Source organism: Streptococcus oralis, assembly GCF_023110435.1.
Lineage (GTDB): Bacteria > Bacillota > Bacilli > Lactobacillales > Streptococcaceae > Streptococcus > Streptococcus oralis_CF.
The window spans coordinates 765,101-781,368 of sequence record NZ_JALDWB010000001.1 but is presented as its reverse complement, the minus strand read 5'-3'; the positions used below and the strand labels follow the sequence as shown (position 1 = coordinate 781,368).

Here is a 16,268-nt window from a genome sequence, read left to right as displayed (position 1 = left end):
TATGCGAATTGGTTTATTTACTGACACCTATTTCCCTCAGGTTTCTGGGGTTGCGACCAGTATTCGGACTTTGAAAACTGAGCTTGAGAAGCAAGGGCATGCAGTTTTTATCTTTACAACGACTGATAAAGACGTGAACCGATACGAGGATTGGCAAATTATTCGCATTCCGAGTGTCCCTTTCTTTGCGTTTAAGGATCGACGATTTGCTTACCGAGGTTTTACAAAGGCGCTTGAAATTGCCAAACAGTATCAGCTGGATATCATTCATACCCAGACAGAATTTTCTCTTGGTTTGTTAGGGATTTGGATTGCGAGAGAATTGAAAATTCCAGTTATTCATACCTACCATACCCAGTATGAAGACTATGTGCATTACATTGCTAAGGGCATGCTAATTCGTCCGAGTATGGTAAAATATTTGGTGCGTGGCTTCCTTCATGATGTAGATGGCGTGATTTGCCCTAGTGAGATTGTTCGTGACCTTTTATCTAAATACAAAGTCAAGGTTGAAAAGCGTGTCATCCCAACTGGAATTGAGTTGGCTAAGTTTGAACGACCTGAGATCAAAGAGGAAAACTTACTAGAGCTTCGCTCGAAGTTAGGTATTCAGGAAGGCGAGAAAATGCTGCTGAGCCTTTCGCGTATTTCTTATGAGAAGAATATCCAAGCAGTCCTAGATGCCTTTGTTGAGGTATTGAAAGAAGAAGACAAGGTGAAACTTGTTGTTGCAGGTGACGGCCCTTATCTGGACAGTCTGAAGGAACAAGCAGTGAAATTGCAGATCCAAGATCATGTGATTTTTACTGGTATGATTGCTCCAAGTGAGACAGCCTTATACTATAAAGCGGCTGATTTCTTTATCTCTGCATCCACTAGTGAAACCCAAGGCTTGACTTATCTAGAGAGTCTAGCCAGTGGAACGCCTGTCATCGCTCATGGCAATCCTTATCTGGATAATCTGATCAGTGACAAAATGTTTGGAACACTTTATTATGGAGAACGAGAGCTTGCGGGCGCTATCCTCGAAGCCTTGATAGCTACTCCTGATATGTCTGAACAAAAGTTGGCGGATAAGTTGTATGAGATTTCGGCTGAGAATTTTGGGAAGCGAGTTCATGAGTTTTATCTCGATGCGATGATTTCAAATAAATTTGAGCAGGAACTACGTGGAGATGAGCCTATGACACAGCGATTCTTAAAAACTATTTTGTACCTACCTCAGCAGGCTGTTTCAGCTCCGGTTAAAGAGTCTAAACGAATATTAAAGGCTTCTAAAAAGCAGTTGTCTAGCATCCGAGATTACTGGAGAGATTAGTAAAAATATAGGAGAATAAAATATGGCAAAAAAATTTATGAGAAGTGGTAGAGATCAAAAAATTGGAGGCGTTTGCGCAGGTGTAGCCCACTATTTTGATATTGACCCTACTATTGTCCGTGTGATTTGGGGCGTTCTTGCCTTTTGTTATGGGGCAGGGGTACTTGCTTACTTGATTTTATGGGTAATTGCGCCTGTTTCTAGCGAATATTAAAAGAGAATCAGAATAGAACAAAGAGAAATAAAAAGGAGTCCAGATGGCTTTTGGAGATAATGGAAAACGTAAAAAAACAATGTTTGAAAAAGTAACGCTTTTTGTCGTGCTAATTATGTTGTTTGTAACTCTTGCTGGTATCTTTGCGACAGCGCTTGGAGCTTTTAGCAGATTCTAAGCAAGTTGCTAAGATAGGAACAATAACTAATGACTGGATTTTCCAGTCCTTTTTAAAGTGAGAAGAAAATATGAGTATGTTTTTAGATACAGCCAAGATCAAGGTCAAGGCTGGTAATGGTGGCGATGGTATGGTTGCCTTTCGCCGTGAAAAGTATGTCCCGAATGGCGGTCCTTGGGGTGGCGATGGCGGACGTGGTGGTAACGTTGTTTTCGTTGTAGACGAAGGCTTGCGTACCTTGATGGATTTCCGCTATAACCGTCATTTCAAGGCTGAATCCGGTGAAAAAGGGATGACTAAAGGAATGCATGGACGTGGTGCAGAAGATCTTCGTGTTCGTGTACCACAAGGAACGACTGTACGTGATGCAGAAACAGGAAAAGTGATTACAGACTTGATTGAACATGGTCAAGAATTTATCGTGGCTCATGGTGGTCGAGGTGGTCGAGGAAACATCCGTTTTGCGACACCAAAAAATCCTGCACCTGAGATTTCTGAGAATGGGGAGCCAGGTCAAGAACGTGAGTTGCAACTGGAATTGAAGATTCTAGCGGATGTCGGCTTGGTCGGTTTCCCATCTGTTGGAAAGTCAACTCTGCTTAGTGTCATCACTTCAGCCAAACCAAAGATTGGTGCTTATCATTTTACAACGATTGTGCCAAATCTAGGTATGGTTCGTACCCAGTCAGGTGAATCCTTTGCAGTAGCTGATTTACCAGGTTTGATTGAAGGGGCTAGTCAGGGTGTTGGTCTTGGAACCCAGTTTCTCCGTCATATCGAACGCACTCGAGTTATCCTCCATGTCATCGATATGTCTGCTAGCGAAGGACGTGATCCTTACGAAGATTATCTTGCTATCAATAAAGAATTGGAATCATACAACCTTCGTCTCATGGAGCGTCCGCAGATTATTGTAGCCAACAAGATGGACATGCCTGAAAGTCAGGAAAATCTTGAAGCCTTCAAGAAAAAATTAGCAGCAAACTACGATGAGTTTGAAGAACTTCCAGCAATCTTCCCTATTTCTGGTTTGACTAAGCAAGGTTTGGCGCCCCTTTTGGATGCGACAGCTGAATTGTTGGATAAGACTCCTGAGTTTTTGCTCTATGATGAGTCTGATATGGAAGAAGAAGCTTACTATGGCTTTGATGAGGAAGAAAAAGCCTTTGAAATTAGCCGCGATGATGATGCGACATGGGTGCTTTCTGGTGAAAAACTCATGAAACTCTTTAACATGACCAACTTTGACCGTGATGAGTCTGTCATGAAGTTTGCTCGCCAGTTACGTGGTATGGGGGTTGACGAAGCCCTTCGTGCGCGTGGAGCCAAGGATGGAGACTTGGTACGAATTGGTAAATTTGAGTTTGAATTTGTAGACTAGGAGATCGATATGGGAGATAAACCGATATCATTCCGAGATGCAGATGGAAATTTTGTTTCTGCAGCAGATGTGTGGAATGAAAAGAAACTAGAAGAATTGTTTAATCGTCTCAACCCTAAACGTGCTCTTCGATTGGCACGAGAAAAAAAAGGCAATGAGAAGGCTGATAAAGAAGAAAAATAGCCTATCAACATTGATAAAACAGAACCCCGTGATTGTATTCATCACGGGGAATTTTTTAGTCATTGAAGAAAAATGGTGGCGCAAATTTTTTAAGAATTTCAAAGCAAGTCTGTGCTTCTTCAGCGTTTTCACAGATAAGAAGGCAGACATCATCACCACATACGGTAGCAATGATTTGTTTAAAATTGAGAGCATCGAGAACAGCTCCAAACGATTGGGCAAGGCCTGGCAAGGTTTTGAGGACAACCTGATGTTGGACAGGGCGTAGCATGACCAAGCCATCTTCCATATAGTTTTCCAAGCGTTTTTCCCATTTGGAGATGGAACCAGTATTTAAAACATAGTAAGAATGATCTGCTTCGCGAACCTTTGAAAGGTTCATAGTCTTGATATCGCGTGAGAGAGTAGCCTGTGTGACTTGGATGTCGTTTTCAGCTAGTAAAGCTTGCAACTCTGCCTGTGTATGAATCTTATTTTTAGCTACAAGTGCACGGATGAGTTGGTGTCTATGTTCAGATTTATTCATATGAGGCTGACTCCTTTTATGAGGGGATGGTGATGGAGGATTGTGTGAGATCGACTGTTAAGTGATAGTCTGTATTATCACGGACAGTGATTTCAAAGTCGGTAGTATAGAGAACAAGGCGAAGTGTGTCACCTTTTTTCAGTTTGTAAATAGTTGGTTGCAGCTCTAATTGCACATCCATCCATTCATCTGTAGTAATATCCTCCACTAACAGTAAGTTATTTCTATTTTGTAAATTAAGGTAGCCTTTGGTGATGACACGTTGGGCGCTTGGAGTAAATGGCAGTTCGCAGAGATTTTCTAACATGTGGTAGCGACCGTTGTCAATGGTTCTAGCACTTAAAACAGCTGGATAAGGCTGTAGATATTTCTTTTGTCCAAGTTCCAGCAGTTGAGCAGATAATAAGCCCTTGTTTGTACTTGATTTGACACGAAGTTTCAGCTCCACTCGACCATTTAAGTGAATGTCTTGAGTTACTGGAAGGTCAATGGTGATTTGATTGGCTTTTCCTTGGTAAAGTTCTGTATTGAAAGTCTGGTAAGTCTTGCCATAACGATCAAAATCTTTTTGATCATACTGGTTTTGAATCACCTTTTCTTCAGTTCCAAGAGAGAAGGTATGCAGTTCATCTTGCTTGCCAAAGTCATCGAGACTATGCCATGTTTGCGGTGCAGTATTGTCCTGCCAGATGACAGTAGGGAGTTGATAGCTTGAGTCAAGTCCTAACAATTTCTTACTTAACAAGGCATTCATGGATTCGCGGAAGTCAATTGACTGCCAGTTGTTCATATAGACATGGGCACCATGATGGAAAAAGAGATGCTTGTGAAGATGAGCTGGGAGGGCATGAAACATCTGATATACGTGAAGTGGTTTAACGTTCCAATCCTGAGAACCATGAGTAAAGACTACCTCAGCTTTAACCTTGTGAGCATTGAGCAGATAGTTGCGGTCATGCCAAAACTGATTGTAGTCACCAGTCTTGCGATCCAGTTGCTCTTTTACTTTTTCTAAGTCCGCTTGATGAGCTTCATTAGCACGGATATAGTCACCAGCTAGGAGATTGCGGGAGTAGGTCAATTCAGCAAGTGAGTCAAAATCCTCACCTGGATAACCACCAGGGCTAGTCACCAGACCATTTTCACGATAGTAGTTATACCAAGAGGAAATACCTGCTTCTGCGATGATCACTTCTAAGCCATCAACACCTGTGGTCGCGAGACCATTGGACATGGTACCTAGATAGGAAATACCTGTTGTTGCGACTTTTCCGTTTGACCAGTCAGCCTTGACTTGGCGCTTGCGCGTGTGGTCCGTGAAAGCTCTACAACGGCCATTGAGCCAGTCAATGACATTTTTATAGGCCTCAATTTGCTGGTAGTCCCCATTGGTCATGAGACCTTGAGAGTCTTTGGTTCCAACGCCCGATACATAGAGATTGGCAAATCCACGTGGGAGGAAGTAGTCATTTAGGGTATATGAGCTATTGATATGAGATAGCTTTTCTTCAGCTTCTGTGACGACTTCTGCTTGACCATGAGGTTCGACGACATTCAGCTTAGGTTCCTCAAGTTCAATGGTGTGGGGCGGTTTGACCTCAAGCTCCCCTTCCATTTTGTAGAGAGCCTTGTCACTGGCTTTGTCGTTGGTTCCTTGGTGATAAGGGCTGGCAGTCATAAGAGCAGGTACTTGAGCATCGTAACTTGGGCGAATAATACTAACCTTGACTAAGTCAGGGAGACCGTCTTTATCAGTATCCACACAGCTCTCGACATAGACGACCTCACGAATGACATCGTGAGTAGAGAAGGTTGCCAAGCTCTTACCGTTAAAGTAGTGGTAGTGATTATCTTCTGCAATAAGCCCATCACTAACAAGCTGGTCGATGAGGGTATTTCCCTTTTTAGTTCGCGTATTTAGCAATTGATAAAGATTTTCAATGAGATCCCCATAAGCAATAGGAAACCCAGTTTCTTTACGGAATTGTTCGGCGTCCTCAAAGTCAACAAGATAGCTAAATCCTAAAAGTTGAAAAACTACAGTATAGAAAATATCAGCAGTCAACTCTTTATCAGACTGAAAGAAGCTCAAAAGGTCCGTTTCTTTATCCACAGCTAAAGTGGATAGAGCATAATCGGTGTTCGCATAAGTGAAAAAACTCCAGCGGACAAATTGTTCAAGTTGTTTTTTTGATGCTTGCCCTGGTACCAGCTTCAAACCAAGCTGAGATAACTCGCGTAAAACTTGCGAATGAGAAACAGGCAAGTAGCTGAATTGATTAAAACGCATGGCGCTCTCCTTTGAAAATATTCTAAATTTAGTATATCAAAAATAAGGTAAAAAAGATATTGTTGACCTGTGATGAAGTCACTTTAAAAGGAATGTTCTCTAGCTTTTCATTCTAGTTTTTAAAATGGTATAATAGTACTATATCTAAAGCAAGGAGGAGATGAAATGATTGCACAGCTCGACACCAAGACTGTTTACAGTTTTATGGAAAGTGTGGTTTCGATTGAAAAATATGTACAAACAGCTAAAGAGTATGGCTATTCTCACCTTGCTATCATGGATGTGGATAATCTCTATGGAGCCTATCACTTTTTAGAAGTGACTCGTAAGCAGGGCATCCAACCTTTAATTGGTCTTGAAATGACCTTGATTATAGACGAGAAGGCGCTTTCTTTCCGTTTTCTAGCTCTGTCTACTAAAGGTTACCAAGAGTTGATGAAGTTATCCACTTTAAAAATGACTGGACGAAAAAATTGGTCTGACTTCACCACCCACCTCGAAGATGTTGCCATTATTGTTCCTTATTTTGATGGAATCGATCAGCTGGATTTAGGCCATGATTATTTTATCGGTGTCAGTCCAGATACTCCTCAAGAGGTCTTTACCAGACCCATTCTTCCACTCTATCAGGTCAACTCTTTTGAAAAAGAAGACCTACAGGTTTTACAAATCTTGTCAGCAGTCAAGGACAATGTCAGCCTGAGAGAAGTGGATGTGCATTCACAACAAGGGATTTTTTTACCTGCCACAGACTTGGAAGCACGTTTTATGAATCGCTTCCCTCAGGCACTTTCTAATCTCCAAGGCTTGATAGAGAATGTAAGCTACCAACTTGATCCAAGTTTAAAACTTCCTCGCTTTAACCCTGAAAGGCCTGCGGTAGAAGAACTTAGAGAGAGAGCTGAGCAAGGCTTGAGTGACAGGGGGCTAACCTCAGCTATTTATCATGAGCGGCTGAATGAGGAATTAGCTGTGATTCATGATATGGGATTTGACGACTATTTTCTTGTAGTTTGGGATTTGCTCCGTTTTGGACGTTCCCAAGGCTACTATATGGGAATGGGGCGTGGTTCTGCTGTTGGTAGTCTGGTGGCTTACTCACTTGATATCACAGGGATTGATCCGGTTGAAAAGAACCTGATTTTTGAGCGCTTTTTAAATCGTGAGCGTTACACCATGCCTGATATTGATATTGACATTCCTGACCTCTATAGACCAGAGTTCATTCGCTATGTTCGTGATCGCTATGGCAGCCAACATGTGGCGCAGATTGTCACTTATTCGACCTTTGGAGCAAAACAGGCAATTCGTGATGTTTTCAAACGATATGGTGTTCCAGAGTATGAATTAACCAATATTACGAAAAAGATCAGTTTTCGAGATACCTTAACCACGGCCTATGAAAAGAATTTACAGTTTAGGCAGGTCATCAATAGCAAGATTGAATACCAAAAAGCTTTTGAGATTGCTCGAAAGATTGAAGGGTATCCTCGTCAGACCTCTACCCATGCAGCTGGGGTCGTTATGAGTGACCAAGATTTGACGGACTATATTCCTCTAAAATATGGTGAGGATATGCTCATCACCCAGTATGATGCTCATGGTGTTGAAGCCAATGGACTTCTAAAAATGGATTTCCTGGGCTTACGTAACTTGACTTTTGTCCAAAAAATGCAGGAATTGCTTGCTGAATCAGAAGGTATTCATCTGAAAATTGAAGAGATTGATCTGGAAGACGAGGACACTCTGGTTCTCTTTGCAGCTGGAAATACTAAAGGTATTTTCCAATTTGAACAGCCAGGAGCCATTCGACTCTTGAAACGAGTTCAGCCGCAAGTCTTTGAAGAAGTGGTGGCAACGACATCCCTCAACAGACCAGGTGCTAGTGATTATATTGATAACTTTGTCGCTCGAAAGCATGGCAAAGAAAAGGTGACGGTGCTGGATCCTGCCTTGGAAGACATCCTTTCTTCAACCTACGGTATTATGCTCTATCAAGAGCAAGTCATGCAGGTAGCTCAGCGCTTTGGAGGATTCAGTCTTGGCAAAGCCGATATCCTCAGACGAGCCATGGGTAAGAAAAATGCTAAAGAGATGCATTTGATGAAGGAAGATTTTATTACAGGAGCTATGAAACTTGGGCATTCAGAAGAAAAAGCCAACCAAGTTTTTGCAGTGATGGAAAAGTTTGCAGGCTATGGATTTAATAGATCCCACGCTTATGCTTACTCAGCACTAGCATTCCAACTGGCTTATTTTAAAACCCATTATCCTGCTATATTCTTTCAAGTCATGTTGAATTATTCTAGCAGTGATTATATTGTAGATGCTCTGCAGATGGGCTTTGAAGTAGCGCCTTTAGCAATAAACAGCATTCCCTATCATGATAAAATTGCTCAGAAGAAAATCTATCTTGGTCTAAAAGCCATTAAGGGCATGCCAAGAGATTTGTCTTACTGGATTATTGAAAATCGTCCCTTCTCAAGCATTGAAGATTTTGTCACACGTCTTCCTAAGAATTACAAGAAACTATCGCTTTTAACTCCATTGGTTGAACTGGGGCTCTTTGATGAATTTGACAAGAATCGTCAGAAAATCTTAGTGAACCTACCAAACTTATTTGTTTTTGTTGAGGAGTTAGGAGGACTCTTTGCGGATGCAAACTATAGTTGGACTGAGGCTGATGATTTTACAGAGGCAGAAAAATTTTATAAGGAGCAGGAACTGATTGGAGTTGGAATCAGTGCCCATCCTCTACAAACTCTTGCCAAACAAGCTTTATATCCAACAACGTCCATCGTTAATCTCACTGAGGGGAGTCAAGCAACTCTTCTAGTTGAAGTGCAAAAACTAAAAGTCATTCGAACTAAGAAAGGCGAGAGTATGGCCTTTCTACAGGTTCATGACAGTAAGTCTAGACTGGATGTAACTGTATTTTCTGACCAATATCGAAAATTCGCTTCCATTTTATCCGAAGGGAAATTCTACTATATCAATGGCAAGGTTCAATCCCGAGATGGTCGTCTGCAAATGATTGCACAAGATTTGAAAGAAGCAGTCGCTGAACGATTCTGGATTCAAGTTAAAAATCACGACAACGATAAAGAGATTTCAAATATCTTGGAACAATATAAAGGCCCCATTCCTGTTATTATCAGGTATGTAGAGGAAGAAAAAACAATTGTTTCCTCCCGTCATTTTGTAAAAAAAGACTCTGCTTTACAGGAAAAATTAGAGGGAATTGCTATGAAAACGATTTATCGCTAAAAATACGAAAAATAGAAGAATTTTCAAATGAAATGTGGTATAATCAATAAGAATGTTAAAAGAAAAAGGAGCAAAACCAAATGAAACGTATTGCTGTTTTGACTAGCGGTGGAGACGCCCCTGGTATGAACGCTGCCATCCGTGCAGTAGTTCGTCAAGCAATCTCAGAAGGAATGGAAGTCTTTGGTATCTATGATGGATACGCAGGGATGGTTGCCGGTGAAATCTATCCACTTGATGCTGCTTCAGTTGGAGACATCATTTCACGTGGTGGTACTTTCCTTCACTCTGCTCGTTACCCTGAGTTTGCACAACTCGAAGGTCAACTTAAAGGGATTGAGCAGTTGAAAAAGCACGGGATCGAAGGTGTCGTAGTTATCGGTGGAGACGGTTCTTATCACGGAGCTATGCGCTTGACTGAGCATGGATTCCCAGCTATCGGTCTGCCTGGCACAATTGATAATGACATCGTAGGTACTGATTTCACAATTGGATTTGATACTGCAGTTACTACTGCAATGGATGCGATTGATAAGATTCGTGATACATCATCAAGTCACCGTCGTACTTTCGTTGTAGAAGTAATGGGACGTAACGCTGGTGATATCGCACTTTGGGCAGGTATTGCTACTGGTGCCGATGAAATCATTATTCCTGAAGAAGGCTTCAACATGGAAGAAATCGTAGCTAGCATCAAAGCTGGTTATGAACACGGTAAGAAACACAACATCATCGTTTTGGCGGAAGGTGTTATGTCAGCAGCTGAATTTGGTCAAAAACTAAAAGAAGCTGGAGACACTAGTGACCTTCGTGTAACTGAACTTGGTCACATCCAACGTGGTGGTTCACCAACTGCGCGTGACCGCGTCTTGGCGTCACGCTTGGGAGCACATGCTGTTAAACTCCTCAAACAAGGAATCGGTGGTGTCGCTGTTGGTATTCGTAATGAGAAAATGGTTGAAAATCCAATTCTTGGAACAGCAGAAGAAGGAGCCTTGTTCAGCCTAACAGCTGATGGCAAAATCGTTGTTAACAACCCTCACAAAGCTGACCTTGGACTTGCTAGCTTGAACAAGAGCTTGTCATAATCAACTTTAACTAATCTGGTAAAATGACCATAAAAGGTCAAATTATATAAAGGAGTCACAAATCATGAATAAACGTGTAAAAATCGTTGCAACTTTGGGTCCTGCGGTAGAAATCCGTGGTGGTAAAAAATTCGGTGATGACGGATACTGGGGTGAAAAACTTGACGTTGAAGCTTCAGCAAAAAACATTGCTAAATTGATTGAAGCAGGAGCTAACACTTTCCGCTTCAACTTCTCACACGGTGACCATCAAGAACAAGGTGAGCGTATGGCAACTGTTAAACTTGCTGAAAAACTTGCAGGTAAAAAAGTTGGTTTCCTTCTTGATACAAAAGGACCAGAAATCCGTACTGAATTGTTCGAAGGTGAAGCTAAAGAGTACTCATACAAAACCGGTGAAAAAATCCGTGTTGCAACTAAACAAGGAATCAAATCAACTCGTGAAGTGATTGCTTTGAACGTTGCGGGTGCTCTTGATATCTACGACGATGTTGAAGTTGGTCGTCAAGTATTGGTTGACGATGGTAAACTTGGTCTTCGCGTTGTTGCTAAAGACGATGCAACTCGTGAATTTGAAGTTGAAGTTGAAAACGACGGAATTATCGCTAAACAAAAAGGTGTAAACATCCCTAACACTAAAATTCCTTTCCCAGCACTTGCTGAACGTGATAACGATGATATCCGTTTCGGTCTTGAGCAAGGTATTAACTTCATCGCGATCTCATTCGTACGTACTGCAAAAGACGTGAATGAAGTTCGTGCAATCTGTGAAGAAACTGGAAACGGGCATGTTCAATTGTTCGCTAAAATCGAAAACCAACAAGGTATCGACAACTTGGATGAAATCATCGAAGCTGCTGACGGTATCATGATTGCTCGTGGTGACATGGGTATCGAAGTACCATTCGAAATGGTTCCAGTTTACCAAAAAATGATCATCACTAAAGTTAACGCAGCTGGTAAAGTTGTTATCACAGCAACAAACATGCTTGAAACTATGACTGAAAAACCACGTGCCACTCGTTCAGAAGTATCAGACGTATTTAACGCTGTTATCGACGGTACTGACGCGACTATGCTTTCAGGTGAGTCTGCAAACGGTAAATACCCACTTGAATCTGTTCGTACAATGGCAACAATTGACAAGAATGCTCAAACCCTTTTGAAAGAATACGGTCGTTTGTCATCAGTTAACTTGGCACGTAATTCTAAGACTGAAGTTATGGCATCAGCTGTTAAGGATGCAACTAACTCAATGAACATCAAGTTGATTGTTACCCTTACTAAGACTGGTCACACTGCACGCTTGATTTCTAAATACCGCCCAGATGCAGATATTTTGGCAATCACTTTCGATGAATTGACTCAACGTGGATTGATGTTGAACTGGGGTGTTATCCCAGTAACAACTGAACGTCCATCAAACACTGATGATATGTTCGAACTTGCTGAAAAGATTGCAGTGGAACAAGGTTTGGTAGAATCTGGTGATGATATGATTATCGTTGCAGGTGTGCCACTTGGAGAAGCTGTTCGTACAAACACAATGCGTATCCGTACAGTACGTTAATCTAAACTTTTAAAAGAGCCTATCATACCAAGCTTTTGTGCTTGTATGATGGGTCTTTTTTCTATTTTAGAAGATAAAAAGAGAGAGATTTTTATTAAACAGAAATGGGAAAAATAAGAGAACTATGGTATAATAGAATGTAAAGACCTTTTTAGTAAATTTTGAAAGAGTATAACATGAGAAAAATTGTCATCAATGGTGGACATCCATTGCAAGGTGAGATCACCATTAGCGGTGCTAAGAATAGTGTTGTAGCATTAATCCCTGCTATTATACTGGCAGATGATGTTGTCACTTTGGATTGTGTCCCGGATATTTCAGACGTTGCTAGTCTTGTAGAGATTATGGAAATCATGGGAGCGAAAGTAAAACGCTACGATGATGTTTTGGAGATTGATCCTAGAGGTGTTCAGAATATTCCAATGCCTTACGGCAAGATCAATAGCCTTCGTGCATCTTATTATTTCTATGGAAGTCTGTTAGGTCGCTTTGGTGAAGCTACAGTTGGACTTCCTGGTGGATGTGATTTGGGACCTCGTCCGATTGACCTTCACTTAAAAGCTTTTGAAGCCATGGGAGCTAAGGTCAGCTATGAGGGAGACAATATGAATTTGTCTGCTCAGGGTAAGGGACTTCACGGCGCAAGTATCTACATGGATACTGTCAGCGTTGGTGCAACGATTAACACCATGATTGCTGCAGTAAAAGCTAAGGGACGTACTGTCATTGAAAATGCGGCCCGTGAACCAGAAATCATTGATGTGGCTACCCTTTTGAATAACATGGGGGCTCACATTCGTGGTGCAGGGACTGATATTATCATCATTGATGGTGTCGAGCAACTTCATGGGACGCGTCATCAAGTCATTCCAGACCGCATTGAAGCAGGAACCTATATTTCACTGGCTGCAGCAGTTGGTAAAGGAATTCGTATTAACAACGTTCTCTATGAACACTTAGAAGGTTTTATCGCCAAACTAGAGGAAATGGGCGTTCGCATGACGGTCTCTGAGGATAGTATCTTCGTTGAAGAACAGTCTGATTTGAAGGCCATCAATATCAAAACAGCTCCCTATCCAGGGTTTGCAACCGATTTGCAACAGCCTATCACGCCACTTTTACTAACTGCTCAAGGTCGTGGAACTATTATTGATACCATTTACGAAAAACGTGTCAACCATGTCTTTGAGTTAGCAAAAATGGATGCGGATATTACGACTACAAATGACCATATTTTCTACACTGGTGGGCGTGTTCTACATGGTGCCAAGGTGAAAGCTACAGACTTGCGAGCTGGTGCTGCACTTGTCATCGCTGGTTTGATGGCTCAAGGCCAGACTGAAATTACAAATATTGAGTTTATCCTTCGTGGTTACTCAGATATTATTGAAAAATTACGTAGTCTTGGAGCAGATATTACACTCGTCGAAGACTAAGCCGTTGAGGTGATTATGAATATTTGGACCAAATTAGCAATGTTTTCTTTCTTTGAAACGGAACGCTTGTATTTGCGTCCTTTCTTTTTTAGTGACAGTCAAGCGTTTTACGATATTGCTTCAAATCCGGAAAATCTGCAGTTTATTTTTCCCAGTCAAGCAAGTTTGGAAGAAAGTCAGTACGCACTTGCTAACTATTTTATGAAGGCTCCTCTAGGTGTTTGGGCAATTTGTCTCCAAGGAGATCAGGAAATGATTGGCTCCATTAAATTTGAAAAGATTGATGAAATCAAAAAAGAAGCAGAAATTGGTTACTTCTTAAAAAAGGATTCTTGGTCACAAGGCTATATGACAGAAGTAGTTACCAAGCTTTGTCAGCTTTCCTTTGAAGAATTTGGTTTAAAACAATTATCCATCATCACTCATCTGGAGAATCAAGCTAGTCAGAAAGTTGCCTTGAAAGCAGGTTTTAGTCTCTTTCGCCAATTCAAGGGGAGTGACCGCTATACTCGTAAAATGAGAGACTACCTTGAATTTCGATACGTTAAAGGAGAATTCAGTGAGTAAACACCAAGAAATCTTAAGTTATCTGGAAGAGTTACCAATAGGAAAACGTGTCAGTGTTCGTAGCATTTCCAATCACTTGGGTGTTAGTGATGGAACGGCTTATCGTGCTATCAAAGAAGCTGAAAATCGTGGAATTGTAGAAACCCGTCCTCGTAGTGGAACCATTCGTGTCAAATCTCAGAAAGTAGCTATTGAGAGGCTAACCTATGCAGAGATTGCAGAAGTGACTAGCTCTGAAGTTTTAGCTGGTCAGGAAGGGTTAGAGAGAGAGTTTAGTAAATTTTCTATTGGCGCCATGACTGAGCAGAATATCCTCTCTTATCTCCATGATGGAGGCCTTTTGATTGTTGGTGACCGTACTCGAATTCAACTTTTAGCACTAGAAAATGAAAATGCAGTCCTTGTGACTGGAGGTTTCCATGTCCAAGATGATGTATTGACTCTAGCCAATAAAAAAGGTATCCCAATTCTGAGAAGTAAGCATGATACTTTTACAGTAGCGACCATGATCAATAGAGCTCTCTCAAATGTGCAAATCAAAACCGATATTCTGACAGTTGAAAAGCTCTATCGTCCTAGCCATGAGTATGGTTTTTTGAGAGAAACAGACACAGTAAAAGATTATCTAGACTTGGTCCGTAAGAACAGAAGTAGTCGTTTCCCGGTCATTAACCAACACCAAGTGGTTGTCGGGGTTGTTACCATGCGTGACGCAGGAGATAAATCCCCCAGCACGACGATTGACAAGGTGATGACGCGCAGCATTTTCGTGACAGGATTAGCGACCAATATTGCCAACGTCAGTCAACGGATGATAGCAGAAGACTTTGAGATGGTCCCAGTCGTGAGAAGCAATCAAACTTTGCTCGGAGTTGTAACGAGACGAGATGTCATGGATAAGATGAGTCGCTCTCAAGTTTCGGCTTTGCCGACTTTTTCAGAGCAAATTGGACAAAAGTTGTCTTATCATCACGACGAAGTTGTGATTACAGTTGAACCCTTTATGCTTGAGAAAAACGGGGTTTTAGCAAATGGTGTTCTTGCTGAAATTTTAACTCATATGACACAGGATTTGGTGGCAAATAGTAGACGCAATCTCATCATCGAGCAGATGCTAATTTACTTCTTGCAGGCTGTGCAGATAGATGATACTCTGCGAATTCAGGCTCGTATTATACATCACACAAGACGTTCGGCTATTATTGATTATGATATTTATCATGGTCATCAGATTGTATCAAAAGCAAATGTTACAGTTAAAATCAATTAGAATCTAGGAGAAAAAATGATAACTTTAAAATCAGCACGTGAAATCGAAGCCATGGACAAGGCCGGTGATTTCCTAGCGAGTATCCATATCGGCTTACGTGATTTGATTAAGCCAGGCGTGGATATGTGGGAAGTTGAAGAGTACGTTCGTCGACGTTGTAAGGAGGAAAATTTCCTTCCACTTCAGATTGGCGTGGATGGTGCAGTCATGGATTACCCCTATGCCACTTGTTGCTCTCTCAACGACGAAGTAGCTCACGCTTTTCCACGTCACTACATCTTGAAAGATGGCGATTTGCTCAAGGTTGACATGGTTCTAGGTGGTCCGATTTCCAAATCCGACCTCAATGTGTCAAAACTCAACTTTAATAATGTCGAGCAAATGAAAAAATACACCCAAAGTTATACTGGCGGTTTAGCTGACTCATGTTGGGCTTATGCGGTCGGTACACCGTCTGAAAAAGTGAAGAACTTGATGGACGTAACCAAGGAAGCTATGTACAAAGGGATTGAGCAAGCAGTCGTTGGAAACCGTATTGGCGATATTGGTGCTGCAATTCAAGAATACGCTGAAAGTCGTGGTTATGGTGTAGTGCGTGATTTGGTTGGTCACGGAGTTGGTCCAACTATGCATGAGGAGCCAATGGTCCCTAACTATGGTGTTGCAGGTCGTGGACTCCGTCTCCGTGAAGGAATGGTGCTGACCATTGAGCCCATGATCAATACTGGAGATTGGGAAATTGATACAGATATGAAGACTGGCTGGGCTCATAAAACCATCGATGGGGGCCTATCTTGTCAATATGAACACCAGTTCGTGATTACCAAAGACGGTCCTGTTATCTTGACCAGTCAAGGCGAAGAAGGAACGTATTAAAACGAAAGGAGCTTAGCTCCTTTTTTTATATTCAGTTTAGATAAAATAGACAAGCGTAGCAAAGTTGTCACAAATTTTTTCTTTTGTAGTAAAATAAGATTAGA

At 41.5% G+C, this 16,268-nt stretch carries 14 protein-coding genes; 12 read left to right on the top strand and 2 right to left on the bottom strand.

The genetic code is table 11. From position 1 onward, the window contains the following. The first annotated feature begins 1 nt into the window (after position 1). The 5 genes from M1F97_RS03915 to M1F97_RS03895 all read left to right on the top strand — a co-directional run bounded on the left by M1F97_RS03915 (position 2) and on the right by M1F97_RS03895 (position 3,274). Entirely contained in the window at positions 2-1,318 is a 1,317-nt protein-coding gene (locus tag M1F97_RS03915; protein WP_247944254.1) for a glycosyltransferase family 4 protein, read from the top strand. Positions 1,319-1,340: 22 nt separating this feature from the next. Continuing rightward, entirely contained in the window at positions 1,341-1,532 is a 192-nt protein-coding gene (locus M1F97_RS03910; protein WP_001074503.1) for a PspC domain-containing protein, read from the top strand. A 43-nt stretch (positions 1,533-1,575) separates the two neighbouring features. Then, positions 1,576-1,710: a DUF4044 domain-containing protein gene (locus M1F97_RS03905; RefSeq protein WP_000863854.1), complete on the top strand. Its 135-nt coding sequence runs from the start codon at positions 1,576-1,578 to the stop codon at positions 1,708-1,710. A 70-nt stretch (positions 1,711-1,780) separates the two neighbouring features. Continuing rightward, complete coding sequence (gene obgE, locus M1F97_RS03900) at positions 1,781-3,091, top strand: GTPase ObgE (RefSeq protein ID WP_061416723.1); 1,311 nt, start codon at positions 1,781-1,783, stop codon at positions 3,089-3,091. A 9-nt stretch (positions 3,092-3,100) separates the two neighbouring features. Continuing rightward, complete coding sequence (locus M1F97_RS03895; protein WP_000502573.1) at positions 3,101-3,274, top strand: hypothetical protein; 174 nt, start codon at positions 3,101-3,103, stop codon at positions 3,272-3,274. 55 nt (positions 3,275-3,329) lie between these two features. Here the strand turns inward: M1F97_RS03895 and M1F97_RS03890 are convergent, their stop codons facing one another. Both M1F97_RS03890 and M1F97_RS03885 read right to left on the bottom strand, forming a co-directional pair. Then, on the bottom strand, positions 3,330-3,800 hold the full coding sequence (locus M1F97_RS03890; RefSeq protein WP_001043006.1) for an arginine repressor: 471 nt from the start codon (positions 3,798-3,800) through the stop codon (positions 3,330-3,332). 16 nt (positions 3,801-3,816) lie between these two features. Beyond that, positions 3,817-6,090 (bottom strand): Xaa-Pro dipeptidyl-peptidase, encoded by a 2,274-nt coding sequence (locus M1F97_RS03885; RefSeq protein ID WP_247944253.1) that lies wholly within the window; start codon positions 6,088-6,090, stop codon positions 3,817-3,819. Positions 6,091-6,255: 165 nt separating this feature from the next. On the opposite strand from M1F97_RS03885, the gene M1F97_RS03880 reads away from it, so the two are divergent. From M1F97_RS03880 to M1F97_RS03850, 7 genes are all read left to right on the top strand, one after another. Continuing rightward, the gene (locus M1F97_RS03880; RefSeq protein ID WP_247944252.1) at positions 6,256-9,357 is read left to right on the top strand and encodes a DNA polymerase III subunit alpha; all 3,102 of its coding nucleotides are present in this window, start codon (positions 6,256-6,258) and stop codon (positions 9,355-9,357) included. A gap of 80 nt (positions 9,358-9,437) precedes the next feature. Continuing rightward, positions 9,438-10,445 carry a 6-phosphofructokinase gene (pfkA, locus tag M1F97_RS03875; RefSeq protein ID WP_169445999.1) on the top strand — a complete coding sequence of 336 codons (1,008 nt, stop codon included), beginning with the start codon at positions 9,438-9,440 and terminating at the stop codon, positions 10,443-10,445. Between the two features lie 64 nt (positions 10,446-10,509). Beyond that, on the top strand, positions 10,510-12,015 hold the full coding sequence (gene pyk / locus M1F97_RS03870) for a pyruvate kinase (protein WP_169446000.1): 1,506 nt from the start codon (positions 10,510-10,512) through the stop codon (positions 12,013-12,015). Positions 12,016-12,191: 176 nt separating this feature from the next. After that, the gene (locus tag M1F97_RS03865) at positions 12,192-13,451 is read left to right on the top strand and encodes a UDP-N-acetylglucosamine 1-carboxyvinyltransferase (protein ID WP_093585086.1); all 1,260 of its coding nucleotides are present in this window, start codon (positions 12,192-12,194) and stop codon (positions 13,449-13,451) included. A 15-nt stretch (positions 13,452-13,466) separates the two neighbouring features. After that, on the top strand, positions 13,467-14,018 hold the full coding sequence (locus tag M1F97_RS03860; protein WP_247944251.1) for a GNAT family N-acetyltransferase: 552 nt from the start codon (positions 13,467-13,469) through the stop codon (positions 14,016-14,018). Next, positions 14,011-15,288 carry a CBS-HotDog domain-containing transcription factor SpxR gene (gene spxR / locus M1F97_RS03855; RefSeq protein WP_247944250.1) on the top strand — a complete coding sequence of 426 codons (1,278 nt, stop codon included), beginning with the start codon at positions 14,011-14,013 and terminating at the stop codon, positions 15,286-15,288. The genes M1F97_RS03860 and spxR overlap by 8 nt, the downstream gene beginning before the upstream one ends. Positions 15,289-15,303: 15 nt before the next feature. Continuing rightward, positions 15,304-16,164, top strand: coding sequence for a methionyl aminopeptidase (locus M1F97_RS03850; RefSeq protein WP_247944249.1), 861 nt, complete (start codon positions 15,304-15,306; stop codon positions 16,162-16,164). Positions 16,165-16,268: the final 104 nt, after the last annotated feature.

Coding starts and splice junctions, on each gene's coding strand:
- M1F97_RS03915 (WP_247944254.1), top strand. CDS start 2: ATGCGAATTGGTTTATTTACTGACACCTATTTCCCTCAGGTTTCTGGG.
- M1F97_RS03910 (WP_001074503.1), top strand. CDS start 1,341: ATGGCAAAAAAATTTATGAGAAGTGGTAGAGATCAAAAAATTGGAGGC.
- M1F97_RS03905 (WP_000863854.1), top strand. CDS start 1,576: ATGGCTTTTGGAGATAATGGAAAACGTAAAAAAACAATGTTTGAAAAA.
- obgE (WP_061416723.1), top strand. CDS start 1,781: ATGAGTATGTTTTTAGATACAGCCAAGATCAAGGTCAAGGCTGGTAAT.
- M1F97_RS03895 (WP_000502573.1), top strand. CDS start 3,101: ATGGGAGATAAACCGATATCATTCCGAGATGCAGATGGAAATTTTGTT.
- M1F97_RS03890 (WP_001043006.1), bottom strand. CDS start 3,800: ATGAATAAATCTGAACATAGACACCAACTCATCCGTGCACTTGTAGCT.
- M1F97_RS03885 (WP_247944253.1), bottom strand. CDS start 6,090: ATGCGTTTTAATCAATTCAGCTACTTGCCTGTTTCTCATTCGCAAGTT.
- M1F97_RS03880 (WP_247944252.1), top strand. CDS start 6,256: ATGATTGCACAGCTCGACACCAAGACTGTTTACAGTTTTATGGAAAGT.
- pfkA (WP_169445999.1), top strand. CDS start 9,438: ATGAAACGTATTGCTGTTTTGACTAGCGGTGGAGACGCCCCTGGTATG.
- pyk (WP_169446000.1), top strand. CDS start 10,510: ATGAATAAACGTGTAAAAATCGTTGCAACTTTGGGTCCTGCGGTAGAA.
- M1F97_RS03865 (WP_093585086.1), top strand. CDS start 12,192: ATGAGAAAAATTGTCATCAATGGTGGACATCCATTGCAAGGTGAGATC.
- M1F97_RS03860 (WP_247944251.1), top strand. CDS start 13,467: ATGAATATTTGGACCAAATTAGCAATGTTTTCTTTCTTTGAAACGGAA.
- M1F97_RS03850 (WP_247944249.1), top strand. CDS start 15,304: ATGATAACTTTAAAATCAGCACGTGAAATCGAAGCCATGGACAAGGCC.